Consider the following 24,791-nt stretch of genomic DNA (forward strand, 5'->3'; position numbering starts at 1 on the left):
GTCAACAAGGTGGTTGAAGATCAAGTTCTGGACCGCGCCTATTCGGCCCTGGCGGATTCGACCCGGCGCCGGCTGCTGGAGGCCCTGCGCGAGGGCGAGACCCGCATCAGCGACCTCGCAGCCCCGCTGCCGATGACCTTCGCCGGTGTCTCGCGCCATATCGGGGTGTTGGAGGCCGCCGGTCTGGTGCAGCGTGAGGTCCGCGGTCGAGAGCATTGGGTCTCCCTCAAGCAGGACGGGTTGACCATGGCCCAGCAATGGATGACCGAACAGACGGACTTCTGGTCGAGCCGCGCGGATGCGCTGGCCGAACGGTTGCGGCGGAAGGCCGAGTCCCGATGACCGACGCGCCGACGGTCCGCGTGCGACGACTGATGCCCGCGGCCCCCGATGTGGTGTTCGACGAATGGCTCGACCCCGAGTCGCTGCGGGAGTGGATGTGCCCGAGGCCCGTGTACTGCGTCGAGGTGGCGGTCGACCCCCGGGTGGGCGGGCTCGTTCGGTTCGACATCGACGATTCCGGTTCGAGCGTGTTGATCACCGGACAGTTCCTGACGATCGACCGGCCCAGGGTGCTGCGGTTCACCTGGAGCAACTCGGACTGGGCGGACCCGACCGTGGTCAGCATCGTCAACGTCGAATTCGAGCCGGCCGGTGACGGGCAGACGATGATGTCGATCGAGCATTCCCTTTTGCCGCCAGAGGAATTCGACAACTTCCACAACGGGTGGACCCTCACGGTCGAGCAACTGGCGGCCCACCTCCCAAGCGCCTCGACCTAGACTGCGGTCATGGACAGCGGCACTGAGGTTCAGTACGAGGCCCCGGCAGGCCTGCTCCGCATCGAGGACTGCCTGGACGAGAACGGCGGCATCGTGCTGCCCCCGGGCACCACCCTGATATCGCTGATCGACCGCAACATCGCCCACGTTCCCGACCTCGTCGCCTACCGCTATCTCGATCACAGCCACGCCGAGGAAGAGGTCATCGAGCTGACATGGACGCAGCTGGGCGTGCGGCTGCGGGCCGTCGCGGCGCGGCTGCAACAGGTGGCCGCCCGCGGAGACCGCGTCGCCATCCTCGCGCCCCAAGGTCTCGACTATGTCGTCGGCTTCTTCGCGGCGATCAAGGCCGGCAACATCGCGGTGCCGTTGTTCGCGCCGGAACTGCAGGGCCACGCCGAACGTCTCGAGACCGCGCTGCTCGATTCCCGGCCGACCACGGTGCTCACCACCGCCGCGGGTGATGCCGCGGTCCGGGAGTTCCTCACGACGATGCCGGACACGCTGTGGCCCCGGGTCGAGCTGATCGACGAGATTCCCGATTCGGAAGGCGACGGGTTCACCCCGATCCCGGTCGATGCCGACGACATCTCCCACCTGCAGTACACCTCGGGGTCGACGCGTCCGCCGGTCGGCGTGGAGATCACCCATCGTGCGGTCGGAACCAACCTGCTGCAGATGATCCTGTCGATCGACCTGCTGAACCGAAACACCCACGGCCTCAGCTGGTTACCGCTCTATCACGACATGGGCCTGTCCATGATCGGGTTTCCCGCGGTATACGGCGGGCACTCGACACTGATGTCACCCACCGCGTTCATCCGCCGGCCCCAGCGCTGGATCCGGGCGATGTCGGAGGCGTCGAAGCACGGCCGGGTCATCACGGCCGCACCGAATTTCGCCTACGAATGGACCGCCCAGCGGGGCGTACCCGCGGCGGGGGAGGACATCGATCTGAGCAATGTGGTGCTCATCATCGGTTCCGAGCCGGTGATCCCCGAGGTGATCACGGCATTCAACGAGGTGTTCGCGCCGTACGGCCTGCCGCCGACCGCGTTCAAGCCGTCCTACGGCATCGCCGAGGCGACGCTGCTGATCTCGACGATCGCGCCGGCCGAGCAGGCGTCGGTGGTCTACTTCGACCGCGAGCAACTCGCGGTCGGGCGAGCGGTCCGCGTCAACGCGCACGCCGAGGGTGCCATCGCGCATGTGTCGTGCGGCCACCCGGCCCGCAGCCTGTGGGCGGTGATCGTCGACCCGGCGACCGCAGACGGGCTCGCCGAGGAAGTCTCCGACGGCGAGGTCGGGGAAATCTGGTTGCACGGCAACAACATCGGCCGGGGCTACTGGGGCCGCCCGGAGGAGACGCACAGGACGTTCGGGGTGCCGCTGCACTCGCGCCTGGCCTCGGGCAGTCACGCCGAGGGGCTACCTCGGCACGCCACCTGGCTGCGCACCGGCGATCTCGGCGTCTACGTCGACGGGCAGTTCTATGTGACCGGGCGGATGGCCGACATGGTGCGTATCGACGGTCGCAGCCACTACCCGCAGGACATAGAGGCCACCGTCGCGGACGCCTCGCCGCTGGTCCGGCGCGGCTATGTCACGGCCTTCACCGTGGCCCCGGATGCCCCCGCCGACGGTGACAGCGCCCGGCTGGTGGTGATCGCCGAACGCGCGGCAGGCACCAGCCGGGCCGACCCGCAGGAGGCGGCTGAGGCCATCCGCGCCGCGGTGGCAGACCGTCATGGACTGGCCGTGGCGGATCTGCGATTCCTTCCGGCAGGGGCGATCCCGCGGACCACCAGCGGCAAGCTGGCCCGGGTGGCCTGTCGCGGTGAGTACCTGGAGGGCACGTTGGGCGTGCGGTGACTGCTCACCGCGGGCATGCTGCAGGTATGAGCAGAGACGAGATCACCGCCGCGATCGTGGAAGCCCGCCTGACCAAGGGTCTGACGTGGCAGCAGTTGGCCGATGCCATCGACAAACCCGTGGTGTGGACGGTCTCTGCGTTGCTCGGACAGCATCCGGTTCCGGCCGAATCCGGCAGGATCATCGTGGACCTGCTCGGATTGGACGAGTCGGTGATTCCGGTGCTGGCCGCGGTGCCGATGCGCGGTGGGCTGCCGACGGCGGTGCCCACCGATCCCACCATCTACCGCTTCTATGAGGCGTTGCAGGTCTACGGCGGCGCGCTCAAGGAAATCATCCACGAGCAGTTCGGTGACGGCATCATGAGCGCCATCAACTTCAGTGTCGACGTGCAGCGCAAATCGCACCCGGCCGGTGACCGGGTGGTGGTGACCTTCGACGGCAAGTTCCTGCCCTACGACTGGACGGCGGCCGAGAGAGTCGTGCGCTGCTAGTTTGCAGTGGTGGGCCGGTTTTCGGATTCGTGGACGGCACTGCGTGCCGCGGTGGCCGCGCTGAGACCGGAGGACTTCGAGCAGCGCTCCGGTTGTGCCGGCTGGTTGGTTCGAGACCTGGTGTGCCACCTCGTCATTGATGCCCAGGATGTGTTGATCACGCTGGCCACCCCGGCCGATACCGAACCGACCCGCAATGCGCTGACCTACTGGGAGGTGGCGGGAACGCCTCCGACCGGTGAGGATCCCCTGGACGCGCTGACCGTGCGGCTGGCCGCCGCGTATCAGGATCCGGACCTGCTCAAGTTCCATCTGGACGACGTGGGTTCGGCTGCGGGACGGGCCGCCGAGCTCGCCGACCCGGACCTGTGGGTGGGGACGAAGGGGCAGGTGCTCACCGTCCGCGACTACCTCGACGCCTACGTTCTCGAATGGACATTGCATCACCTCGACCTGGTCGCACATCTCCCGGCGGCGACCGGACCGCCCGCCGCCGGGCTGGCCCGGTCACGCGTCATGCTCGGCGACATCGCTGACGTCGATTTCCCGGCGGGACTCTCCGACACCGACGTTCTGCTGGTGGGCACGGGTCGGCGGGCGCCGACCGATTCCGAGAAGGTCCATCTGGGCGCGACGACCGTGCTGCTGCCGTTCGTCCTCGGTTGATCCGACCCTGGCCAACCGGGCGGCGACAGTCGATGATGGCCTGGTACACCGACGGCGACGGTAAGGATCTCCATGTCTACTCATCGAGCTGTTCACGTCCGGTCTTCAGGCGGTGCCCTGGAACTCGTTGACGCCCAGACGCTCTCACCTGATCGGGGACAGGTCCGCGTGGCCGTGGCGGCGTGCGGGGTCTGCGGCACCGATCAGGCCATCGTCAACGGCGGCTTTCCGGGTATGACGTGGCCGGTGACCCCGGGCCACGAGATCGCGGGCACCATCGCCGAAGTCGGCGCGGGTGTCACCGATTTCGCGGTGGGCGACCGCGTCGCGATCGGCTGGTTCGGCGGTCACTGTGGGGTCTGCATCCAGTGCCGCAAGGGCCTGTTCATCCACTGTGTGAAGGGGCAGATTCCGAGCCTGCACTACCCGGGCGGCTACGCAGAATCGGTGACGGTGCCCGCCAACGCTCTCGCCCGGATCCCCGACGAGCTCTCCTTCGCCGAGGCCGCCCCGATGGGGTGTGCGGGGGTGACCACCTACAACGCGCTCCGCCACACCCGCGCCCTTCCTGGTGACCTGGTAGCGGTGCTGGGCGTCGGCGGCCTGGGCCACCTCGGTCTGCAGTTCGCCCACGCCATGGGCTTCGAGACGGTCGCGATCGCCCGTGGCCCCGGCAAGGAGGCAGATGCCCGATCGCTGGGCGCCAGGCACTACATCGACTCGACCGCCGTGGATGTCAGCGCCGCGCTGCAGGATCTGGGTGGCGCGGCGGTGGTCCTGGCCACCGTGGGCAATTCGAAGGCGATGGCCGACACGGTGGGCGGGCTCGCGCCGCGTGGCGAACTGGTCGCCATCGGCGTGTCGGCGGACCCGTTGCCGATCAGCCCGGTGCAACTGATCCAGCCTGCGCTGAGCATCTCCGGGCATCCGTCGGGGACCGCCCGTGACGTCGAGGAGACGATGCATTTCGCGGTGCTGTCGGGGGTGCGGGCGCTGATCGAGGAGCGCCCGCTCGACGAGGCAGCCGGCGCCTACGCCGCGATGGAACAGGGGCAGGCGCGCTACCGCATGGTCCTGACGGTCTGATCGCCCGCCGCTGAATCGGGACATCTCGCCCCGTTCCTCACAGCGAGCGGGTAGCCTCGGGGCTTCGTTTGCTGGACGACGAATCGGTGGGGGCCGGGGATGGCGTGGAAGCGGTTGACGACGGTCGCCGGGCGGGTTTTCGCCGGTAGGTCACGTGACGTTGCCCGAAAGTTCGCTCGCGATATCTACTCTGCCCCGGTGGTTTTCACGCCGGGACGGCTCAGAACAGTGGTGACCGCCGCGCTCGTCGCGCTGTCATGGTGCGCGGCAGGCGCGACGCCCGCGGGGGCAGCACCCCTACCATCGGCGCAGATCGACTTCGGCGGCACGATGCGCACGTATCGGCTCCACCTGCCGGCCGGGGGACCGCCTTCAGGGCTGGTGGTCAATCTGCACGCCGCCGGTGCGACCGGAGCCGATCAGGCGGCGCTCACCCATTACGACGCGGTGGCCGACGCGTACGGGTTCGCGGTGGTCTACCCCGACGGCATCGACTACAGCTGGGCCGACGGCCGCGGCGCCTCGGTGCCGGACCGGCAAGGGGTCGACGATGTGGGGTTCATCTCGACCCTCGTTGATCGTCTGGTGGCCGAGAACGGCATCCCGCGCGGCCGGGTGTACGCCACCGGCCTGTCGGCGGGTGGATTCATGGCGAACCGCCTGGCGTGTGATCGCGCCGACCTGTTCGCCGCGATCGCCCCGGTGGCAGGCACGCTCGGGACGAATGTCGGCTGCAGTCCTTCCCGGCCTGTCTCGGTGCTCGCCACCTACGGGACGGCGGACCCCGTTGTGCCGTTCAACGGCGGACCGATGACGGGGCGTGGTGGAGGCAGCACCGTGGTGTCGGGGCCGGCGATGGTGGACCGATGGCGCCAGATCAACGGCTGCCCGGCTCCGTCCGACGAGGCACTGCCCAGCACCGGCGACGGCACCGAGACCCACCGCATCGCCTCCGACGGCTGTGCCGGCGGGACCTCGGTGGTGTTCATGCGGGTCGACGGGGGCGGGCACACCTGGCCGGGTGTACCCGAGATCCTCCCCGTGCAGTCCGTCGGCGCGGCCAGCCGGGCCTTCGACGCCTCGGATGCCTCCGGGCAGTTCTTCGCCTCTCACGGTCGCTAGTCCCGTTTCTGATTCGCGTAGTCGGCTACGCGTGTTCGGGTCGCGTCGGGCCGATACGTTCTGCGAGTGCGGCACGTGAAAGTTCTTGTGTCCACATCGAAACGACAGGAGTCGATCATGGCGATCAGTTACGGCGTCCTGCGCGCACGACCGGACCGGTTCGTGCGGGAGGACGGTCAATCCAGTCCGCACCTGCAGATCCGGGCGGTCGACGACTCCGGCCAACCGTGGCGGGTCGCGGTCAACGTCGAGTCCAACGACGGCAGCGATGTGGTCTTCTGGGTGGTGGACCCGCTGGTGGGGCACCCCATCGTCAACGGACTGGGAGCCGTCGCGTCGGGCTTTTCGTTCACCCAGGCCACCTCGGCGGCGTCGCTGGACTACGTCAAGGCACCGATGTTCGACTTCACGCTCGGCCGGGCTCTTCCGCCCAGCGGTAACGCGAATGCCGATGACCTGCAGGATCTCTTGAGCTTGTATCTGACCCAGTGCCAGGCCGCAGGCGGTGAGCTCTACGCGTTCGGCGCCAAGTTCGACCGCAACCTGCACAAGCCGATCGACACCGAGTTCGGCAACACCGACGGCCTGCACGGCGTCCACGACATCCACATGAACCAGGGCAACGTCGGCGCTCACAGCGACGACAACGGAGCCTTCCACGACGGCGGACTCCTGCTGGCGTTCCCCGACCGGGTCGTCGGCATTCTGCTGGCCTTCCAGACGCAGCGGGTGCCGACCGACGCGCAGGGAAACGCGGCTCCCGGTGCGCAACCGCTGTCCCGGTTGATCGGGCCCGGACCGGTCGAGCAGCTGACTCCGGGACTGGCGTATCTGGAGCGGGCGCTGATCAACCCGACCGGCCCCGATCCCGGACACGAAGCCGTGGTGATCGGCAACTACGCGACCACGGCGGTGTCGTTGCACGGCTGGCGCCTGGTCGACCGCAACGGCCGGGAGAGCAAGCTCGACGCCGACCTGGCCGGTGGTGCGTCCGCGGTGATCGTGCTCGACGGATCCGGTGCCCAGCTCGGCAATTCGGGCGGAAACCTGCTGCTGGTCGACGATCGCGGCACCCAGGTCGACAGCGTCACCTATTCCCAGAGCGACGCCGGCGTGGTGGACCGCTATGTGCGTTTCCAGCGGTAGACACCAATATTCATCACGCCGCGATTAATCCGCTCTGAGCGCCGGGCGGCGAGCTCTCCATGACCGAACAACGCTGCGTACCAATCGAATTGACGTCACTGCTAACACTGTGGCCGGTCAAGTGCCGCAGCCTTCAAGTCGGCCCGCGCGGGCGCGGCCAGGCGTGTTCCGGCCATAGGGTTTCTCCCGTGGTGGACTGGCACAGCTGGCATGAAGACTATGACCGACCCGATTCGTCCCTGGCGCACCGGCTTCGAGCAGTACAGGCGTTGATCAAGCAGGCGCTGGATGAGGCTCCGGCCGGTCCGCTTCGCGTCGTCAGCCTGTGCGCGGGCCAAGGTCGGGACCTGCTCGAGGTACTGGCCGAGCATCCGCGGCGCGACGACGTCCGGGCGCGCCTGGTCGAGTTGGATCCCCGCAACGCCGCGGTCGCCACCGCGACGGTGAAAAGACATCGGCTGGCCGGGGTGGAGGTGGTGACCGGTGACGCCGCGCTCACCGATCACTACGAGGACCTGGTGCCCGCCGACATCGTGGTGGCCTGCGGAATCTTCGGCAACATCACCGACGAGGACATCGAACGGGCCATCGGGTTCTTCCCACAGCTGACCAAAACCGGCGGCACGGTGCTGTGGACCCGCGGGCGCACCGTCCCGGACCGGGTTCCCTTGATCCTCAACTGGTTTGACGAACGCGGTTTCGACCTGGTCTGGGTGTCGCCACCCGATGTGAGCTACGGCGTCGGAGCTCATCGCTTCACCGGGACCCCTGAGCCGTTCGTACCGGACGCGCAGATCTTCACCTTCGTCGGCTCGGACGTGATCCGGGCCGCCGACCGCGCCCGCTGACGACACTTCCCGGAGGGCCCCGGTTCCACCAGCACCCGAGCGTTCATCAGTACGCTTTTCAACGATGGCTGAGGAAGGTCTGAACGGCAGGGATCGGTTGCGCGGAGGGCTGCGCATGGCCCTGCGCGGGCGGCGCGACCCGGCACCGGTGGCCGGCCGGCGCAGTCGCGCGTCGGCAGGGATGGGTGACGTGCACACCCGCAAGGTCCTCGACCTGACCATCCGGCTTGCGGAGGTCATGCTGTCGTCGGGCTCGGGTACTGCCGATGTCGTGGCCACCACCCAGGACGTCGCACAGGCGTACCGGCTCACCGACTGCGTCGTGGACATCACCGTGGCGACGATCATCGTGTCGGCACTGCCCACCGTGGACAGCCCGCCGGTCACGATCATGCGGGCAGTGCGGACCAGATCGACCGATTACACCCGGCTCGCCCAGCTCGATCGATTGGTGCGGCGCATCACCTCCGGCGGTATCACCGTCGACGAGGCACACGAGGCGATGGATGAGCTGACCGAGAGCCCACATCCATTTCCCCGGTGGCTCGCGACCGCCGGGTGGGCGGGTTTCGCGCTCGGTATCGCGATGCTGCTGGGCGGCAATTGGTTGACCTGTCTGCTGGCCAGCCTGACCGCAGCGTTGATCGACCGGGTCGGCCGTCTGCTGAACCGGATCGGCACCCCGTTCTTCTTTCAGCATGCGGTCGGGGCGGCGATCGCGACGTTGATCGCGCTTGGCGCGTATCGCTACACCGGTCAGGGTCTCAGTGCGCTGGTCGCCACCGGGATCGTGTTGTTGTTGTCCGGCATGACCCTGGTCGGTGCGGTCCAGGACGCGCTGACCGGCTACATGGTGACCGCGGTCGCGCGGCTCGGCGACGCGGTGTTTCTCACCGCGGGGATCGTCGTGGGCATCACCGGCGCTCTGCAGGCCGCCACCCTGCTCGGCATCCAGATCGAATTGCACGTGAACACGGCAGGCACGTTCATCACCCCCCGAGGGCCGCTGCCGATCTTCCTGGCGGTTCTGGGTGCCGCGCTGGCCGGGATCTGCCTGACCATGGCCAGCTACGCACCACTGCGCTCACTGCCCACAGCCGGGCTGGCGGCCGGACTGGCGGAGCTGACGTTGATCGGACTGGGGACGGCCGGGTTCGGTCAGTGGGCGGCCACCGGGATCGCGGCGGTCGGTGTCGGTTTTCTGGCTACGTTGATCTCCATTCGCAGGCAGGCTCCCGCACTGGTGACGGCGACCGCCGGCATCATGCCGATGCTGCCCGGGCTCGCGGTGTTCTGGGCGGTGTTCGCCTTCGCCGTGGACGAGAACTTCGGTGAGGGACTCGCACACCTGCTGACCGCGGCAGCGACGGCGTTGGCGCTCGGCAGCGGCGTGGTGATGGGTGAGCTGCTCGGCTCACCCCTTCGGTTCCGCGCCGGACGCATCGGTGAGTTCTTCCGTAAAGAGGGACCGCCGGGGCTGCGCCGGGCTGTGGGTCAGGTGGTCCAGTTGCAACCGGCCGACACCACCTCTGCGGTCAGCCCGCCACGGGCGGAAAGCGTGCCGCTGGAGCCGCCGCCGGCCGACGAGCCGGACGCCGACGACAACGAGGAGCCGGGGCGCCGAGACCAGACGTCAGGGTGACCCGACGCCGGGCACGTCGACTCGCGCCTGCAGGATCCACCCCGTCGAGTTGCCCGCCAACAGATCTTCGTGGCTCGTGTCGTCGACCACGAGGTACAGCGTTCGCCCGTCGGCGCCGCCCAGTGCCGGCGCCACCGCCCATCCGCGGTCGATCCCGATGCGGTGGGTGATTTCACCGCCGGCGACGACCCGCAGGAACTCCCCGGTGTCATACGAGCCGACCCACACCCCGCCCGCGGCATCGACGCACAACCCGTCGGGATGCCGGTCCGGGCCGAGGTCTGCGAACACGCTGGGCGCGCCGAGGCTGCCGTCCGGGCGGGCAGTGAACGCCAGCAGCCGCGAGCCGTGGGTCTCGCTGACCACCAGGGTCGACCCATCGGGCAGCAGTGCGAGGCCGTTGGGCATCGACAGTCCGGTGGCGACGACCCGCATGGTGCCGTCGGGGGCAAGCAGCCCGATCCCGCCGGTCAGGCCGCGGCCGTCGGCGATATAGAGGTCGACGTACGTCCGACCGTCCGCGGCGACCAGCAGATCGTTGGTGGACCACGCGATGTCGCTGACGTCGAAGCTGGCCGTCACGTGTCCGCGGGCGTCGGCGTGGTGCAGCTCGGCCGAGAACAGCGTCGACACCACCAGCGTCCCGTCGGGCAGCCACCCGAGCCCGGACGCGCGCGCGAGTTCGACCTCGACTACGAGGTCACCGGCTGCGCCGGCCGAGTACACCCGGCCGGCCAGGCCGTCGGTGAACCACAGGCGATCGCCGTGCCAACGTGGCCCCTCGCCGTAGACGATCCCGTCGACGAATGGGACCGCGGCGATGGCCTCGACAGAGGTCATCGGGCCTTCAGGTCCGGTGCTCGATCAGGTGAACGGGAGGAAGTCGCCGTTGACCCAGACGCCCCAGTGGCCGCCGGCAGGCAGGTTCCACCAGACCATCGGGTGGCCCTGCCACGTCTCGGCCGGCTTCTTCGGCGCGTTCGGCGGCGGCGGGAGGCTCGGGTCGGGCTCCGCGCCCGCGATGGCGGTGCCCAGGCCGAGGGCGGCCCCGATCAGGCCGGTGGCGGCGATGGTCGCCAGGGTTGCCTTGCTTCCGAACATGAATGTCCACCTCGGTGCTTGACTCTGAACTTGGATACCCGAAGCTTAGCCAAACAAAGTGATCGAGTCTGCACTTGAGGTCGGCGACGGGCTCATACGTCATCCTGAACCCGTGCGACATGCCTGACATCGAGATCAGAAATATTTCCGTCCTCGATGTCGAGAATGCCGTGACGGCTCCGTCCCATATGTGAGCGACCAACCGGGGTCGCGAATCCGAAGGGAGAATCGCATGGCCAAGTACCTGTTTCTCAAGCACTACCGAGGCGCGCCCGCGTCCGTCAACGACATCCCGATGGACCAGTGGACGCCGGACGAGATCGAGGCCCACATCCAGTACATGAACGATTTCGCCGACCGGCTCAAGGACAGTGGTGAGTACGTCAGCAGTCAGGCCCTCGCCCCGGAGGGCGCCTGGGTCCGTTCCGACGGCGAGGGCAGGCCGCCCGTGACCGACGGACCGTTCGCCGAGACCAAGGATCTGATCGCCGGCTGGATGATCGTCGACGTCGACTCCTACGAACGCGCTGTCGCGCTGGCCGGTGAGCTGTCGGCGGCGCCCGGCGCGGGCGGCAAGCCGATCCACGAGTGGCTCGAGGTGCGCCCGTTCCTGACGGCCCCGCCGACAGTCACCGAGTAGATGGCCCCCGGTGCGGTGGACGAGGCCCGACTCCGGGATCTGATTCCCGGTGTCCTGGCCGCCCTCGTCCACCGTGGGGCCGACTTCGCGACGGCCGAGGACGCCGTGCAGGAGGCCTTGGTCCGGGCCTGGGAGACCTGGCCACGCCGGCACCCCGACGATCCGCAGGCCTGGCTGATCACCGCGGCGTGGCGGCGCTTCCTCGACCTCACCCGCTCTGATGTGGCGCGGCGCAACCGCGAGTCGCGGGTGTCGGCCGAGCCGGTCGCCGGACCTGCCCCGGCGACCGACGACACGCTGCAGCTCTACTTCCTGTGTGCACACCCCAGCCTGAGCGCGTCGTCGGCCGTCGCCCTGACCCTGCGCGCGGTCGGCGGCCTGACCACGCGCCAGATCGCCCAGGCCTATCTCGTGCCGGAATCGACGATGGCGCAACGGATCAGCCGCGCCAAACGCACGGTGGCCGAGGTGCGACTGGACCGCCCCGGCGACCTGGGCACGGTGCTGCGCGTGCTCTACCTGGTGTTCAACGAGGGTTACAGCGGCGACGTCGACCTGGCAGCCGAAGCGATCAGGCTGGCCCGCCAATTGGCCAGGAGCACCGACGATCCGGAAGTCGGCGGCCTGCTCGCGCTGTTCCTGCTGCACCATGCCCGGCGTCCGGCCCGGACCCGTGCCGACGGGAGTCTGGTTCCCCTGGCGGAACAGGACCGCTCGCTGTGGCGGCGCGATCTCATCGCCGAGGGTGTGTACGTACTGCAGGCCGCACTGGCTCGTGACCGGCTCGGGGAGTATCAGGCGCAGGCCGCGGTGGCGGCCCTGCACGCCGACGCCCGGTCCGCCGAGGAGACCGACTGGGTGCAGATCGTCGAGTGGTACGACGAACTGGTCGCGCTCACCCAAAGCCCGGTGGTGCGCCTCAACCGTGCCGTTGCCGTAGGTGAGGCCGATGGGCCGCGGGCGGGATTGGCCGCGCTGGCCGAACTCGACCCGGCGCTGCCGCGTCACACTGCCGCTGCCGCATATCTGCACGAACGGGCAGGCGACGTCACGACGGCCGCACGGCTGTACGTGCAGGCGGCGGCCGAGGCGCAATCGCTGGCCGAGCGCAACCATCTCACCCTGCGGGCGTCCGCTTTACACGGTCGCATTTCCAGGGAGGACGGTTAACCTCCTAATTGTGGGCAACAGTCGGATGAGGGTGTTGATCATCGGTGGGGGATTCGGCGGTCTGTTCTGTGCGCGCCGGCTGGGCGGAACCGACGTCGACGTGACGCTGCTGGACCGCGCGGCGGGACACCTGTTCCAACCGCTGCTCTACCAGTGCGCCACCGGGACCCTGAGCTTCGGACAGATCAGCCGCCCGCTGCGCGAGGAGTTCGAGCGGCATCGCAACGTCACGACCCTTCTGGGCGAAGCGATCGACATCGACCCGCAGTTGCGCCAGGTCACCGCACGCCGGCCGGATGAGTCGACGTTCACGCTCGACTACGACGTACTCGTCGTGGCAGCCGGGATGCAGCAGTCCTATTTCGGCAAGGAGCACTTCGCCCAGTGGGCCCCGGGGATGAAGACGCTCGACGATGCGGCCAACATCCGCCAACGAGTGTTCACCGCTTTCGAGATCGCCGAGACGTTGCCGCCGGGACCCGAGCGGGACGGTTGGCTCACCTTCGCCGTCACCGGTGGTGGTCCCACCGGGGTGGAGCTGGCCGGCCAGATCCGCGAGATGGCAACCCGCACCCTGGCCCACGAGTTCCACAGCATCGAGCCCGAGGAAGCCCGGGTGCTGCTGTTCGACGGTGGGGAGCGGGTGTTGAAGGCCTTCTGTCCCGAGCTGGGGGAGAAGGCGACGCGGTCACTGCAGCGGCTGGGCGTCGAACTGCACATGGGTGTCCACGTCACCGACGTCAACCGGGACGGGGTGACCGTCAGTCCGAAGGCCGGCGGCCCCGACGAGCAGTACGTGGCGCGCACGGTGCTGTGGACGGCCGGCGTCGAGGCCGTGCCGTTCGCCCGGCACATCGCGAAGGTCCTGGGTGCCGAGTCGGATCGAAGCGGGAGAATCGCTGTGGGGCCCGATCTTTCGGTCGCCGGGTATCCCGAGGTCTTCGTGATCGGCGATCTTGCCGGTCGCGAGAACCTGCCCGGAGTGGCCGAGAACGCCATGCAGGGCGGGCTCCATGTCGCTTCGTGTATCCGTCGGGAACTGGCCGGGAAGCCTCGGCGGCAGTTCCGCTACCACGACCTCGGTTCGGCGGCGTACATCTCTCGGGGACAGGCACTTCTGCAAATCGGCCCGGTCAAGGTGGCCGGCGTTTTCGGCTGGCTGGCATGGGGTTTCCTTCACATCGCTTTCCTGACCGGAATCCGCAACCGCATCAGCACCGTGGCCACCTGGCTGGGCACCATCGCCCGGGCCCGCCGCGCCCACCGGGCCTTCATGCTCGGCGCGACCGGCCTTCCCGAACAGCGCTACACGTGGACCACGTGGGATGCGCTCACACCGCCGCCGCCCGAGGCGCCGAAGGACGGAAACGACCGCTAGCACCGGCCTGGACGGCGGTGCCGCAATCTGTTTCGAGTAGTCGGCTACTCGTGCCCGCAGCTGCCGGGCGCGGTTACGTTCTGATCATCCGAAGTCGGCTTCATGCCGCCGAGATGAGAGGAGCGCTGCCATGCCTCCATATCCGACAGTCACCCTGAAGAACGGCAGTCAGGGCCAGCAGGTTGCGACACTGCAGGCGCTGCTGAACCTGGACTACCCGGCCTATTCACACCTGCAGGTCGACGGTGAGTTCGGCGCACAGACCGAAGCGGTCATCCGCGAATTCCAGAAGCGGGCCGGGCTGTTCGTCAACGGTGTCGCGGGGCCCGAGACGCTGGCCAAGCTCGACGAGCTCACCACCCAGGGCGGCGGGCCGGTGGGCGAGGAGATGAAGGAGTGTAGCGGCGGCATCTGGGCCAGCCAGAGCACCTCGTGTCCGTTCGCCCAGAACGTCCGCCAGGAGTACTTCGCCGTCCCGGGAGATTCGGTGCAGATCAACGTCTTCAGCCCGGTGACACATCAGACCTACGTCATGGCGTGCGTTCGGGAGGGTGACTGGGTGACCTGCCGCGGTGGCAACAACGCGGTCGTGCAGTTCTCGCTGTGAACTGAGGCCGCCACCGGGACCCGCTACATGCACCACTGCCACGTATCGCTGGACGACAAGGACGGCAACAGTTTTCGTCCCAGGATCTACCCGCCCGCGCCGCGGGCCGGCCTGGGCTGAAGGTCGGGTGCGGCAGCTGCGAGCAGTGCCTGCCGATCGCCGGTCAGCGGAGGGTAGATCCGTTCGGTGTTGATGGTCTTCTTGGTCGCCTTGGCCACTGCGCCCGTCGCCACGACGTCGCGATCCCAGCCCTCGGTGTAGACCGCGCCGGCCGGGCCGAGGTCGAGAACAGTGACATACCAGGGGATTCGCAGCGCCCGCATGGGCCGGCCGAGGAGGTCGCCGATCACGTTGTACCCGGCGTAGCGGCCCATCGGCCTGCCGTGCTGACACGACATCACCGACAGGTGCGCGTCGTCGACCCGCGCGGCGGCCACATCGCCTGCCGCGAACACGGCGGGCACACCTTCGACGCGGAGGTAGTCGTCGACCGGCAGCCGGCCGAACCGGTCCGGTGTCACCGGCAGTTGTGCCGTCAGTGGGTTGGCCCGCATTCCCGCGCACCACACCACGGTGGCCGTCGGCAGCGTCTCGCCGGATGACAACGTCACGGCACCGATGTCGACGGAGGTCACGCCGACGCCGGTCATGACCTGAACTCCGTTGTCTGACAACGCGGTTTCGATCACCGGCCGTGCCGATTCGCCCATATCCGAGCCGACCCGGGGATTGTGGTCGACGAGCACCACCTTCGGTGCGATGCTGTCATCGAAGATCGCGGCGAGCCGTGCGGGCAATTCGCACGCGGTCTCGATACCGGTGAGTCCCGCGCCGATCACGACGACGGTGCCTGCGCCCGATATCCCGGGATCGGCGGCCAACGTATCGAGGTGGCCGGCGAGGCGTCTGGCGCCCTCGAAGGTGTCGACGTCGAAACCGAATTCGGCCAACCCGGGGACATCCGGTCGTGCGACCCGGCTTCCCGCAGCGAGGACCAGTCGGTCATAGCCGATTCCGAGTGGTCGGCCATCCTGATGCGCCGTGACAGTGCGGGACTCCACGTCGATCGCGGTGACCTCGCCAACAACGTGGTCGACACCGACCGGATTCAGCAGTTTGTCCAAGGGGATCCGGCAGTCGGACAGATCGGTTTCGTAATTGCGCACGCGGATGTCGTGAAAGGGACGCTCACTGACCACCGTGATCTTCACGCCGTCAGCCGCCGGTCCGAGTTCGTCGACGCGTCTGGCGGCGCCGAGTGCTGCCCACAATCCGGCGAACCCCGATCCGACGATCAGTACGTGACCCACGGATTCAGCCTGCCACGCGAGACAGATCGGGATCGCCTAGCTCGCCGGGCGACCGGGCCACGTTCGGCCCACGGTGCACGAGTACCAGCGTCAGCAGCGCGGTCGTGGCGAACAGCGCCGGGTTGGTGGCGACCACCAGCAGCTTGTCCTGCCGGGTCATCGTCGCGATGGCGGCGTCGAGCGCCTCGACATAGCTGGTGTACCGAGTGCTGAGCTGATGTGAGGTCCGGTAGAGCCACGCCGCGAACCACATGAACACCGCCAGGTAGACAGCGAGCGCGCCGACTGCCCAGGCGCCGCGGGCCCGGCCGGTGGACCGCACGGCCCGGTCGACCAGGACGGCCAGCAGCGGCACGGTCCACACCCAGTGGTGGCCCCAGGCGAGCGGCGGCACCGTGCACGACAGCAATCCGATGATCGTGATCGCCAGCAGCGAGTACCCAGCCCGCTGCGCCCGTTGTGCCGCAACGAAACCCAGCACGGCTGCCACACCGACGGCCAGAACCCACCACAGCGTCGACATCGGTGCGGGCGCGGCCAGGGTGGCCAGGATTCCGCCGATCGAGAAGTTCCCGGGATGGGTCAGCGGGCCGATGCGATCGGTCTGGAACACCGCGTGCAGCCAGTAGGCCGTGGAATCGGACGGCAGGACACACCAGGTGGTCGCGACCGTGGCCAGTGCCGTACCCAGTGCGGTGAGGCCCGCGCGCCACTGTCGGGTGAGCAACAGGTAGGGCACGAACACGACGGCCGTCAGTTTGATCCCGGCTGCGACGCCGACCGACCATCCGCGCAGCCGGGCGGACGGAGGACGGGTGAGGTCGCAGACGATCAACGCCATCAGGACGAGATTGACCTGGCCCTGCCAGAGCGTCCCCCGCACCGCTTCGATGTCGACGGCGACGAGACTGAGCGCGACGGTGAGCAGCCAGAGCCGGTGATCCGCCCGGTAGCCCAGGACCGTGGCGCATCTGAAGACCGTGAGGGCCAGCGCCAAGAAAGATACGCCCATCCAGATCACCTGGGCTGCACCAAAACTCATCATGGACAACGGGATGAAGGTGGCGGCCGCGAACGGCGGGTATGTGAACCAACCGCCGCCGGGCAGTTCTGTGGCGTAGAGCGGCTGACCGTCGAGCAGTTGTCGGCCGCCGTGGCGATAGATGTCGAGGTCACCGCCGTTGGTGAACAGCCCCATGTGTGAGGCTGCGGTGAACGGTTCCAGGAGTTGGTGGGCGATCAGCAACGCCACGGCCGCCAGCCAGGCGATCACCACCGCGTTCGTCGAAACTGCCCGGACGTGGTTCGGCGCAGTCACGGTGCAGGCCCCCTCCCGTGCGCATCAGCCCACCCCTGGCTGTGAACGAAGCTCGTTCGGGCGCAACCACCAACGAATATATGAAGCACTTGTTACAGTCAAGCGTGCCCCGCGAGATCGACCAGGTGAAGCGTGACCGGCTGCTGGCGGGCGCGGCGTCGGTCTTCGCCCGCGCGGGTGTGGTCGACACCTCGCTGCGCACCTTGGCCACCGAACTGGGAACCAGCGCCCGGATGTTGGTCTACTACTTCGGCACCAAAGATCAGCTGATGCTCGAGGTCCTCAACCGGCAACAACGCCAGGCGATTCCGGAGACCGACGATGTGGAGTTGCCGGTGTCTTTGGCTGCACACCGACAGTGGTGTTTCGACGATTGGCATGCCTGCACCCGCGGTGAGCGCAGCGAAAGCCTGCGCGTGGTCCTGCAGGTGTTCGGGGCCGCCTGCAGCTGCGACAGTCCGTACCGCGAGTACACCTGGGACACGTTGTCACTGCTCACCCGCAACTCGAAGGCCCGATTGACAGCACTCGGGATGTCCGACCATGTCGCCGAGACGCGCTCACGGATCGCGCTCGCGGCATTCCAGGGCTTGATCATCGAGTTCTTCACCGCCCATGACCCCGCCTATGTGGACGACACGTTCAGCCGTTTCGTCGACGAGTTCCTGCTCGCGCCGTTCTAACCGAGCGCGTGATCGGGACGGTGTGCGACGATGCACGGACCGCCCGGTTCACCCTGTTTCCCGATCAGGAGTTCGATCGGGCGTCGAGGAGAGGACCGCCGGATAGATGACCGAAGCGCACCGCGCCACGTCTCCCGCCAGAGGGGCGAAGCTCGCGATCGCAGGCCTGACTGTCGTGGGTGCCGTGCTGGGCACGGCCGGTCACGCGGCAGCAGACCCCGTCATGCCCGACCCGGCGCCCGCACCGGCGGATCCGGCGCTGGCTGCCCCACCACCGCCCGCACCGGTGGGTCCACCGCAGGTACCTGAGATCGCCAACCCTGTGTACGGCTCCGGCCAGTACGGCGGCGGCCCGGTCGGCACGCTCAGAGATCTCTGGCATCAGGCCCATGACCCGGGCGGTTTCCAGACTGGCGGGGGAGCGCCCGAGGGCGTTGCACCGCCTCCCGGCGCCGGCCCGGCACCTCCACTGCCGCCCGGGTACGTGTCGATCAACGCTCCCGGCTCGGAGACACCCGTCACGGCGCCGGCACCCGGTAGCGGTCCGGCCGGCCCGGCATTGCCGCCCGGTTACTACTCGCTCAACGGCCCTCCGCCGCCCGGATACGAGTACAACTCCCCGGGGCGGCAAGCTGCTGCGCCGCCGGCGCCTCCTACTCCGTAACCGGGCGTCCCAACACGTGGCCCAATGCCTGATCCAGGTGTGGATGGCGGAAATGGTGATCGGCCGCGGCAAGGACGGCAGGAACCGCCCGCTGACTGGCGCAGGCCAGTTCGCGGGCACCCTGGTCACCCAGCAGTAACCGTGGCCCGAGGGTCGGTACGGGCAGCACCGTCGGGCGGTGCAGAACGTGGCCGAGCACGTCGGTGTATTCGGCGTTGCGTACCGGCTCGGGTGCCACGGCGTTGACCGGGCCGGACAGTCGGCCGTCCCACAGCGCACGGTGATAGATGTCGACCAGGTCGTCGATACCGATCCAGGGCAACCACTGCTGTCCCTCGCCGATGCGCCCACCCAGTCCGGCAGCGAAGAGCGGACGCAACAGTCGTAGCGTGCCGCCACGCGGGGATTGCACGATGCCGGTGCGGATCCGCACGACACGCGCCCCGGATCGTTCAGCAGGGGCCAGCGCGTCCTCCCAATCGGCCACGACATCGGCGAGAAACCCGCCACCACGTTCGCTGGTCTCGGTGAGAACCTCGTCGGCGCGGTCGTACCCGTAGAAGCCGACCGCTGACGCGCTGACGACGACCTGCGGCCCGGCTTCGGTGTCGGCGACCCGTTCGGCGAGCCGGCGGGTCGGCTCGATGCGGCTGTCGCGAATCGCGCGGCGGTGCCCGTCGGTGAACCGCCCGGCGATCGATGCCCCGGCCAGGTGGATGACGGCGTCGATCCCGGCGAGCAGTTCCGGGTGCGGATCTTCCGGGTTCCACTGCCGTTCATCAGGTTTGGTTGTCGTGTGCCGGACCAGCCGGATGACTCGGTGGCCGCCGGTGGTCAGGAACGCGGTCAACGCCGACCCGACCAGTCCGGACGCGCCGGTGATCGCCACCGTCAGCGGCGTCAGACCGTGCGCGCGGGCCCGCTGGTGGGCCGCGAGGTCGTCGGCGAGCTGGCGATGCCGGTAGGCGAACATGGGGCGCAGGAAATGGCCGGGCACCGGCGTCTCGACGCGGTCGGTCATCCGGGTGTGGGTGGCGTCGATGGCCTCGAACTCGTGAATGTGCTTCCATCGCATCGCCAGTGCCGCGGGCAGGGAGGCCAGTCCGTGATGGCCGATGCTGTCGGCGAAGCGTCGTGGTGGGTCGTACGCGTCGGCCTGGTGTTCAGCCACCCAACGCAGCCCGCCGGGCAGCGCGAGTTCGGCGCGGCCGTCGCGCAACGAGGCGGCCTCGGATTTGAGCTGCATCGCCTGCCACGGTGGCGACAACCGGGCGAACGCACCCGGCCGGCTGTGCCAGGCGAAGACTTCTTCCTGCGGGGCCTCGACGATGCTGGAGTACACCAATCCCATCTGCCGACGTTACCCGCATGATCCGCGCCGGGGGCCGCACCTATGCCGCGACCCGCCTCGCCCTCATGCCTGCATAGGCGAACAACAGTCCGGTACCGATCTCGGAAAGCGCTGTCACCCAGGAGAACCAGGTGACATTGATGCGGGGTCCGCTCAGATAGCTGTCCTGGAAATCCGGCCACAAACTGGGCAGCAGATGCGCGTACGTGAACAGCACCGCACTGCCGAGGCCGGTGAAGATCGCGATGTCGGGTGCACGGGGATGGCCGCGCAGGGCCATGGTGATCGCGATGATGACGACCACGCCCTGAATCATGCCGCCGGCCATGACGAACATCGGTGACGCCGACATTCCCCGGAGCAGATGATCGAGCACGTGCAGTCCCCAACCGGCCAGGAACGTCCATGCTGTCAGACGCAGAAAGCGTTGTGTCTTAACGGTTGTCGGTGTCGTCATGGCCCCCAATCGAACTACTACAAGCGATAGTAGAACGATGCGGCATCCGTGGCAATAGCCGCGAGCGGGGTGGTCGGCACGGTGTTCGAGTTCCGACCGCGCGCCCATCGATATCGTTGCACCAACTGTAGTCGACTCTGTAATAGAGTCCGTACTTGCCTGAAGTGCCGGACGAGAGGTGTACCTGTGGAGCGCACTGCGATGACGCCGTTCTTTGTGAGCAGTGACGACGGGTTCGTGCCGAACGAGATCGCACATGGAGGCTGGGGACCCACCCTGGGCGGTCAGGTGGTCGGCGGCCTGCTGGCGCGCGCCGTCGAAGAACTCGTCACCGACGAGGGCCTGCAACCGGCGCGGTTCACCGTGGAGATACTGCGCCGGGTCGCCAGCGCGCCGGTGCGCGTCTCCGCCTCGGTGGTCCGGTCCGGCGCACGGATGCAGGCGGTCGATGCGGTGATGACCCAGGACGGCGAGTTGGTGGCCCGCGCCTCGGCTCTGTATCTGAGGCGGGGCACCCAACCCGAAGGCGAGTTCTGGAGCACCTCGATCGACCTGCCGCCGCTACCTGAGGAGCCCGCGGATTTCGACGACACCGTCCCCATGTTCATCCGCGCCTACGGGCCGGATCCGGAATGGGCTGGCAAGGGCTTTCCGTGGCAGCAGAGCGGTCCGCGCTACGCATGGTTGCGCGAGGTGCGCGATCTTGTTGCCGGCGAGGAACTGTCGCCGTTCGTACGGGCGGCGCTGGCCGTCGACGTCACGAGTTCGATGGCCAATTTCAGCTCGGCCGGTCTGGCGTTCATCAACGCGGACTACACCCTGGCCCTGAGCAGGCTTCCGGTCGGTCCCTACATCGGTATGGCGGCGGTGACCCATACCAGCGCCGACGGTGTGGCGACGGGCAGCGCGAGCCTCTATGACGCGTCGGGACCGATCGGCACCGGATTGTCCACCGCCGTCGCCAATTTCAACTTCAGCCCGAACGGCTCGGGCTAGACGGGGCGCAGGATCGCGACGAGGAAATCGGAGTCTTCGGCGAAGGGGCGCACATCCCACGTGGACAGCAACAGATCCGGGGTGAACCCGGCCGTTGCGGCGTCGTCGAGGAATTGACCGAACTCGTATTCGCGGCCGGCCCCGAATCCGATCACCGCACGACCGTCGGCGGCGAGGTGGGCGCGCAGCCGGGTCAGGACCTGGACCCGGGTACTCGGGGCGAGGAACGTCATCACGTTGCCTGCCGACACGACGATGTCGAACGGGTCGGCGATGCCCCGCGCCGGCAGGTCGAGTTCGGCAAGGTCGCCGACCAGCCAGCGCGGACCGGGATGGTCCTTTTTGGCTGCCTCGATCAGAGCCGGGTCGACGTCGACGCCGACCACCTGGTGTCCGGCCCCCGCCAGGTATCCGCCCACCCGGCCGGGACCGCAACCGGCATCCAGGATCCGCGCATTGCGCGACGCCATGGCGTCGATCAGACGAGCTTCACCGGCCAGGTCCTCACCGGCGCGTGCCATGGCACGAAAACGTTCGATGTACCAATTCGAATGCCCGGGATCGGCCGCGACCTTTTGCATCCAGATGCTCCGCTCGACCATGTGAGCATTGTTGCAAGCGGATGCCGGGCCGGGCCGGGCGGTCGGACTCAGCCCTGGGCGTCGAGGATCTTGATCGCGAAGACCAGCGAGTCGCCCGGCTGGATGCCGGCAGCGGGCTGGCCCTGGGGGTAGCCGTCGGCAGAGGTCATCGCCACTGCCACCGTCGACCCGACCTTCTGTCCGGAAATGGCCTTCTGGAAGCCCGGCACGACGCCGTTGAGCGGGAAGTCGACCGGCTCGCCGCGTTCGTAGCTGCTGTCGAACACCGATCCGTCGCGCCCGTTGACGCCCATGTAGCAGACCGTGACATTCGCCGACGGCGCGACGACAGGCCCGTCGCCGGCCTTGAGGGTGTGCACCTGGGTCTGGGCCACGCTGAACGGTCCGTCGACCTTGACCGCGGGGGCCGCGGTGTCGGTGGAGCCGGTGACCGCGACGCTGCCGGTCGCCCCGGACAGCGTCCATTCGGGTGCACCCGCGTTCTGGGGCGCCGCGGTCGGGCACGTGCTGGCCTCGGTTGCGGTCTCGGCGATCGAGGGCGTGAGCGCCTCGGCGACCGACGGCGTGCTCGGTGAGGACGTGGCCGAGGAGGTTTCCGTGTCGGAGCCGCACGCGGCGAGCGCCATGGTCAACGACGCGGCGCAGGCCACGAGCGCAACGGAGGAAGGCACGCGAAAGGAGTTCATGTCCCGCCACGCTACAGCGGGGTGTGATGCGGACCGCCGATAGCCGGGCGATCACCGCCCCTCATCGGGGGCCGGTGAATTCTGCGGGAATTCTGAAAATGCAAATATCCGAGGTGCCACCGGGCGCAGAGATTCATCGATAGCCGCCGGGCAAAGTTTGCTCGTGATAGCGTCGCCGCAGGCAGACCGTTTATCCACAGTCGAGGACACGGATTATGGCCAACAATTCCATGGGTGACTTTGTCAGCCAGTTGCGCCCAGCCCTGCATCACCTCCAGGACTGGCCCTATCCCGATCAGATAGACCACACGCTGTTCTCCGCGTTCATGAAGAATCCGCACGACGTCGGCGGCGATCCCGACGCTCCGGCGATCTTCGAGGAAAAGGAAGAAGAGGCGTGGGAGCTCAATACCTTCGTCACGTGTGAGGTTCTCGGCTGGCGTGGCATTTGGACGTCCGAAGAACGGCGGCGGCTGGGCAACGTCGACGTGGGGCGGACGGTGTACCACGGCTTCCCCTATTACGGCCGGTGGGTGTGGGCGATCGCCCGGGTCCTTGTTGAGAAGGACCACATCACGCTTCGCGAGTTGTTGGAGCGAGTCGACGAGGTGCGCGCCCGTGTGGCCGACGGTGGCGCGGACGCGCTGGCGGCAGCGCCACGCAGCGTCGGTGATCCAACGACGGTCTCCAGGAACCGCCATCACATCGAGGCGCTCGGCAAGGGCGATCCGCAGCGGTTCGCCGGCCAGGCCGGCGAACCGCGGTTCGCCGTCGGCGATCGGGTGCGCGTGCGGGATCTTCCGACCATCTTCTACACCCGCACCCAGGAGTATCTGCGCGGCAAGCCCGCGACGGTCGTCGAGGTGTCCTACGAAAGCCTGGTGCCCGAGGACGAGGCATTCGACCGCGAAGAGCAGAAGCCTCAATGGTTCTACATCGTGCGCTTCAACATGACCGACGTGTGGGACCCCTACGCGGGTGCCGAAGGCGACACCCTCCAGGCCGAGATCTCCGAACTGTGGTTGCAGCCGCTGGGTTAGACCGCTCATTCGACGGACGAACAGGAATGCGACATGACGCACGACGACGCCGCACATACGCATCACGATGCACCCGAGCGACATGCGGCACCGATGGTCGAGGAAGTGACCGATTTCGAGGTCCTGGAGATCGCGCTGCGCGAATTGGCCATTGAGAAAGGCCTGTTCACCGCCGAAGACCATCGCCATTACACCGAATTCGTCGAACAGATCGGACCGGCACCGGGCTCGCGATTCGTCGCAAAGGCCTGGGTCGATCCGGATTTCAAGCAGTTGGCGCTTCGGGATCCCATCGCGGCCAGTAAAGAAGTGGGAATCGATTGGTTGCACCCGACCGGCTTCGGGACACCCAGCGACTTCACGGCGCTCGAGGTGCTCGAGAACACGCCCACTCTCCACCACGTGATCGTCTGCACCTTGTGCTCGTGTTATCCCCGGCCGCTTCTCGGCAACTCGCCCGAGTGGTACCGGACGCCCAACTACCGGCGTCGCATCGTGCGCTGGCCGCGTCAAGTGCTCGGCGAATTCGGCCTTTTCCTGCCCGATGACGTCGAGATCCGTATCGAGGACTCCAATTCCAAACGCCGTTTCCTGGTGCTGCCGGTCCGGCCCGCCGGGACCGAGGGCTGGACCGAGGAGCAACTCGCCGAGATCGTCACCCGCGATTGCATGATCGGTGTTGCCCTGCCGAAGCCCGGCGTCACGACGAATGCGCAGCGACCGGTGCACGCGGCGGTCCGGCCGGCCGAAGGGTACTGAGGGGCAGTCGATGACGGACGAAGAAGACGTGACGACGGTCAGGGTGCGGACGCTGGAGGAGCTCGTCGGGCGCGGGCAGGTCTGGCCCCGGATGGCGCAGAAGTACGGCGTCTCCAACCTGGTGCCGCCGTGGAAGTCGAGTCTCGACGGGATGTGCGACGCGCTCGACGACGAGGGAGTGACCCTGCCGTTGCTCACCCGGCGAAACGACGAGGACCGTCTGGTCAACGAGGTCTACGTGACGCTGCCGTACCCGGAGAACCAGCTTGCCGCACTGACACATTCGCTGGTCGCCCGGAACATCATCGACGAGCAGTCTCTGGCCGACCGCATGCGGGAAGTCCGGTCCCGACTCGAGGGGGACTGACCGC

The 24,791-nt window shown here is 67.9% G+C and carries 28 protein-coding genes; 20 read left to right on the top strand and 8 right to left on the bottom strand.

Translation table 11 applies throughout. The annotated features are described in order from the left end of the window. Nucleotides 1–9: 9 nt before the first annotated feature. From ACNQR1_RS20460 to ACNQR1_RS20505, 10 genes are all read left to right on the top strand, one after another. Nucleotides 10–342, top strand: a complete 333-nt coding sequence (locus ACNQR1_RS20460; protein ID WP_418047659.1) for an ArsR/SmtB family transcription factor — start codon at nucleotides 10–12, stop codon at nucleotides 340–342. After that, nucleotides 339–782: an SRPBCC family protein gene (locus ACNQR1_RS20465; RefSeq protein ID WP_418047660.1), complete on the top strand. Its 444-nt coding sequence runs from the start codon at nucleotides 339–341 to the stop codon at nucleotides 780–782. Before ACNQR1_RS20460 ends, ACNQR1_RS20465 begins: the two co-directional genes overlap by 4 nt. A gap of 9 nt (nucleotides 783–791) precedes the next feature. Beyond that, nucleotides 792–2,654 (top strand): fatty acyl-AMP ligase, encoded by a 1,863-nt coding sequence (locus ACNQR1_RS20470; RefSeq protein ID WP_418047661.1) that lies wholly within the window; start codon nucleotides 792–794, stop codon nucleotides 2,652–2,654. A gap of 26 nt (nucleotides 2,655–2,680) precedes the next feature. Next, nucleotides 2,681–3,148 carry a cyanase gene (gene cynS / locus ACNQR1_RS20475; protein ID WP_418047662.1) on the top strand — a complete coding sequence of 156 codons (468 nt, stop codon included), beginning with the start codon at nucleotides 2,681–2,683 and terminating at the stop codon, nucleotides 3,146–3,148. Between the two features lie 9 nt (nucleotides 3,149–3,157). After that, entirely contained in the window at nucleotides 3,158–3,814 is a 657-nt protein-coding gene (locus ACNQR1_RS20480) for a maleylpyruvate isomerase N-terminal domain-containing protein (RefSeq protein WP_418047663.1), read from the top strand. 72 nt (nucleotides 3,815–3,886) lie between these two features. Further along, nucleotides 3,887–4,900 carry an alcohol dehydrogenase catalytic domain-containing protein gene (locus ACNQR1_RS20485; protein WP_418047664.1) on the top strand — a complete coding sequence of 338 codons (1,014 nt, stop codon included), beginning with the start codon at nucleotides 3,887–3,889 and terminating at the stop codon, nucleotides 4,898–4,900. A 228-nt stretch (nucleotides 4,901–5,128) separates the two neighbouring features. Further along, a complete protein-coding gene (locus ACNQR1_RS20490; protein WP_418050433.1) occupies nucleotides 5,129–6,022 on the top strand; it encodes an alpha/beta hydrolase family esterase in 894 nt (297 codons plus the stop codon). 117 nt (nucleotides 6,023–6,139) lie between these two features. Beyond that, nucleotides 6,140–7,168, top strand: a complete 1,029-nt coding sequence (locus ACNQR1_RS20495; RefSeq protein ID WP_418047665.1) for a DUF2278 family protein — start codon at nucleotides 6,140–6,142, stop codon at nucleotides 7,166–7,168. Between the two features lie 188 nt (nucleotides 7,169–7,356). Next, entirely contained in the window at nucleotides 7,357–8,016 is a 660-nt protein-coding gene (locus tag ACNQR1_RS20500) for a class I SAM-dependent methyltransferase (RefSeq protein ID WP_418047666.1), read from the top strand. A 64-nt stretch (nucleotides 8,017–8,080) separates the two neighbouring features. Beyond that, a complete protein-coding gene (locus ACNQR1_RS20505) occupies nucleotides 8,081–9,658 on the top strand; it encodes a threonine/serine ThrE exporter family protein (RefSeq protein WP_418047667.1) in 1,578 nt (525 codons plus the stop codon). On the opposite strand, the gene ACNQR1_RS20510 is transcribed toward ACNQR1_RS20505, so the two are convergent. Both ACNQR1_RS20510 and ACNQR1_RS20515 read right to left on the bottom strand, forming a co-directional pair. Then, nucleotides 9,650–10,498: an SMP-30/gluconolactonase/LRE family protein gene (locus ACNQR1_RS20510; protein WP_418047668.1), complete on the bottom strand. Its 849-nt coding sequence runs from the start codon at nucleotides 10,496–10,498 to the stop codon at nucleotides 9,650–9,652. The genes ACNQR1_RS20505 and ACNQR1_RS20510 overlap by 9 nt on opposite strands. A 24-nt stretch (nucleotides 10,499–10,522) precedes the next feature. Beyond that, nucleotides 10,523–10,759, bottom strand: coding sequence for a hypothetical protein (locus tag ACNQR1_RS20515; protein WP_418047669.1), 237 nt, complete (start codon nucleotides 10,757–10,759; stop codon nucleotides 10,523–10,525). Between the two features lie 232 nt (nucleotides 10,760–10,991). Here ACNQR1_RS20515 and ACNQR1_RS20520 point away from each other — a divergent pair, with 232 nt between their 5' ends. The 4 genes from ACNQR1_RS20520 to ACNQR1_RS20535 all read left to right on the top strand — a co-directional run bounded on the left by ACNQR1_RS20520 (nucleotide 10,992) and on the right by ACNQR1_RS20535 (nucleotide 14,554). After that, complete coding sequence (locus tag ACNQR1_RS20520) at nucleotides 10,992–11,399, top strand: YciI family protein (protein ID WP_418047670.1); 408 nt, start codon at nucleotides 10,992–10,994, stop codon at nucleotides 11,397–11,399. Next, the gene (locus ACNQR1_RS20525; RefSeq protein ID WP_418047671.1) at nucleotides 11,400–12,569 is read left to right on the top strand and encodes an RNA polymerase sigma factor; all 1,170 of its coding nucleotides are present in this window, start codon (nucleotides 11,400–11,402) and stop codon (nucleotides 12,567–12,569) included. Between the two features lie 25 nt (nucleotides 12,570–12,594). Next, complete coding sequence (locus ACNQR1_RS20530; protein ID WP_418050434.1) at nucleotides 12,595–13,947, top strand: NAD(P)/FAD-dependent oxidoreductase; 1,353 nt, start codon at nucleotides 12,595–12,597, stop codon at nucleotides 13,945–13,947. A 130-nt stretch (nucleotides 13,948–14,077) separates the two neighbouring features. Further along, nucleotides 14,078–14,554, top strand: coding sequence for a peptidoglycan-binding domain-containing protein (locus ACNQR1_RS20535; RefSeq protein ID WP_418047672.1), 477 nt, complete (start codon nucleotides 14,078–14,080; stop codon nucleotides 14,552–14,554). Nucleotides 14,555–14,640: 86 nt separating this feature from the next. Here the strand turns inward: ACNQR1_RS20535 and ACNQR1_RS20540 are convergent, their stop codons facing one another. Beyond that, nucleotides 14,641–15,864 carry an NAD(P)/FAD-dependent oxidoreductase gene (locus ACNQR1_RS20540; protein ID WP_418047673.1) on the bottom strand — a complete coding sequence of 408 codons (1,224 nt, stop codon included), beginning with the start codon at nucleotides 15,862–15,864 and terminating at the stop codon, nucleotides 14,641–14,643. A 4-nt stretch (nucleotides 15,865–15,868) separates the two neighbouring features. After that, nucleotides 15,869–17,182, bottom strand: coding sequence for a glycosyltransferase 87 family protein (locus ACNQR1_RS20545; protein WP_418047674.1), 1,314 nt, complete (start codon nucleotides 17,180–17,182; stop codon nucleotides 15,869–15,871). 104 nt (nucleotides 17,183–17,286) lie between these two features. Between ACNQR1_RS20545 and ACNQR1_RS20550 the strand changes: the two genes are divergently transcribed. Then, on the top strand, nucleotides 17,287–17,865 hold the full coding sequence (locus ACNQR1_RS20550; protein ID WP_418047675.1) for a TetR/AcrR family transcriptional regulator: 579 nt from the start codon (nucleotides 17,287–17,289) through the stop codon (nucleotides 17,863–17,865). Between the two features lie 106 nt (nucleotides 17,866–17,971). Beyond that, nucleotides 17,972–18,529 (top strand): hypothetical protein, encoded by a 558-nt coding sequence (locus ACNQR1_RS20555; protein WP_418047676.1) that lies wholly within the window; start codon nucleotides 17,972–17,974, stop codon nucleotides 18,527–18,529. On the opposite strand, the gene ACNQR1_RS20560 is transcribed toward ACNQR1_RS20555, so the two are convergent. Continuing rightward, the gene (locus tag ACNQR1_RS20560; RefSeq protein ID WP_418047677.1) at nucleotides 18,519–19,880 is read right to left on the bottom strand and encodes a TIGR01777 family oxidoreductase; all 1,362 of its coding nucleotides are present in this window, start codon (nucleotides 19,878–19,880) and stop codon (nucleotides 18,519–18,521) included. The two genes, ACNQR1_RS20555 and ACNQR1_RS20560, sit on opposite strands and share 11 nt — an antisense overlap. A gap of 40 nt (nucleotides 19,881–19,920) precedes the next feature. Then, the gene (locus ACNQR1_RS20565; RefSeq protein WP_418047678.1) at nucleotides 19,921–20,337 is read right to left on the bottom strand and encodes a hypothetical protein; all 417 of its coding nucleotides are present in this window, start codon (nucleotides 20,335–20,337) and stop codon (nucleotides 19,921–19,923) included. 201 nt (nucleotides 20,338–20,538) lie between these two features. On the opposite strand from ACNQR1_RS20565, the gene ACNQR1_RS20570 reads away from it, so the two are divergent. Then, on the top strand, nucleotides 20,539–21,333 hold the full coding sequence (locus tag ACNQR1_RS20570) for a thioesterase family protein (protein WP_418050435.1): 795 nt from the start codon (nucleotides 20,539–20,541) through the stop codon (nucleotides 21,331–21,333). Here the strand turns inward: ACNQR1_RS20570 and ACNQR1_RS20575 are convergent. Next, nucleotides 21,330–21,935 (bottom strand): class I SAM-dependent methyltransferase, encoded by a 606-nt coding sequence (locus ACNQR1_RS20575; protein ID WP_418047679.1) that lies wholly within the window; start codon nucleotides 21,933–21,935, stop codon nucleotides 21,330–21,332. The genes ACNQR1_RS20570 and ACNQR1_RS20575 overlap by 4 nt on opposite strands. A gap of 47 nt (nucleotides 21,936–21,982) precedes the next feature. After that, a complete protein-coding gene (locus tag ACNQR1_RS20580) occupies nucleotides 21,983–22,621 on the bottom strand; it encodes an FKBP-type peptidyl-prolyl cis-trans isomerase (protein WP_418047680.1) in 639 nt (212 codons plus the stop codon). A 215-nt stretch (nucleotides 22,622–22,836) separates the two neighbouring features. Between ACNQR1_RS20580 and ACNQR1_RS20585 the strand changes: the two genes are divergently transcribed. From ACNQR1_RS20585 to ACNQR1_RS20595, 3 genes are read left to right on the top strand one after another with little or no spacing between them, the layout of a single operon-like run. Further along, nucleotides 22,837–23,661, top strand: coding sequence for an SH3-like domain-containing protein (locus ACNQR1_RS20585; RefSeq protein WP_418047681.1), 825 nt, complete (start codon nucleotides 22,837–22,839; stop codon nucleotides 23,659–23,661). A 33-nt stretch (nucleotides 23,662–23,694) separates the two neighbouring features. Then, nucleotides 23,695–24,420: a thiocyanate hydrolase subunit gamma gene (gene scnC, locus ACNQR1_RS20590; RefSeq protein WP_418047682.1), complete on the top strand. Its 726-nt coding sequence runs from the start codon at nucleotides 23,695–23,697 to the stop codon at nucleotides 24,418–24,420. 10 nt (nucleotides 24,421–24,430) lie between these two features. Further along, nucleotides 24,431–24,787 carry a thiocyanate hydrolase gene (locus ACNQR1_RS20595; protein WP_418047683.1) on the top strand — a complete coding sequence of 119 codons (357 nt, stop codon included), beginning with the start codon at nucleotides 24,431–24,433 and terminating at the stop codon, nucleotides 24,785–24,787. Nucleotides 24,788–24,791 lie beyond the last annotated feature (4 nt).

Origin of the sequence: Mycobacterium sp. 48b (assembly GCF_048282725.1) — a bacterium.
Lineage (GTDB): Bacteria > Actinomycetota > Actinomycetes > Mycobacteriales > Mycobacteriaceae > Mycobacterium.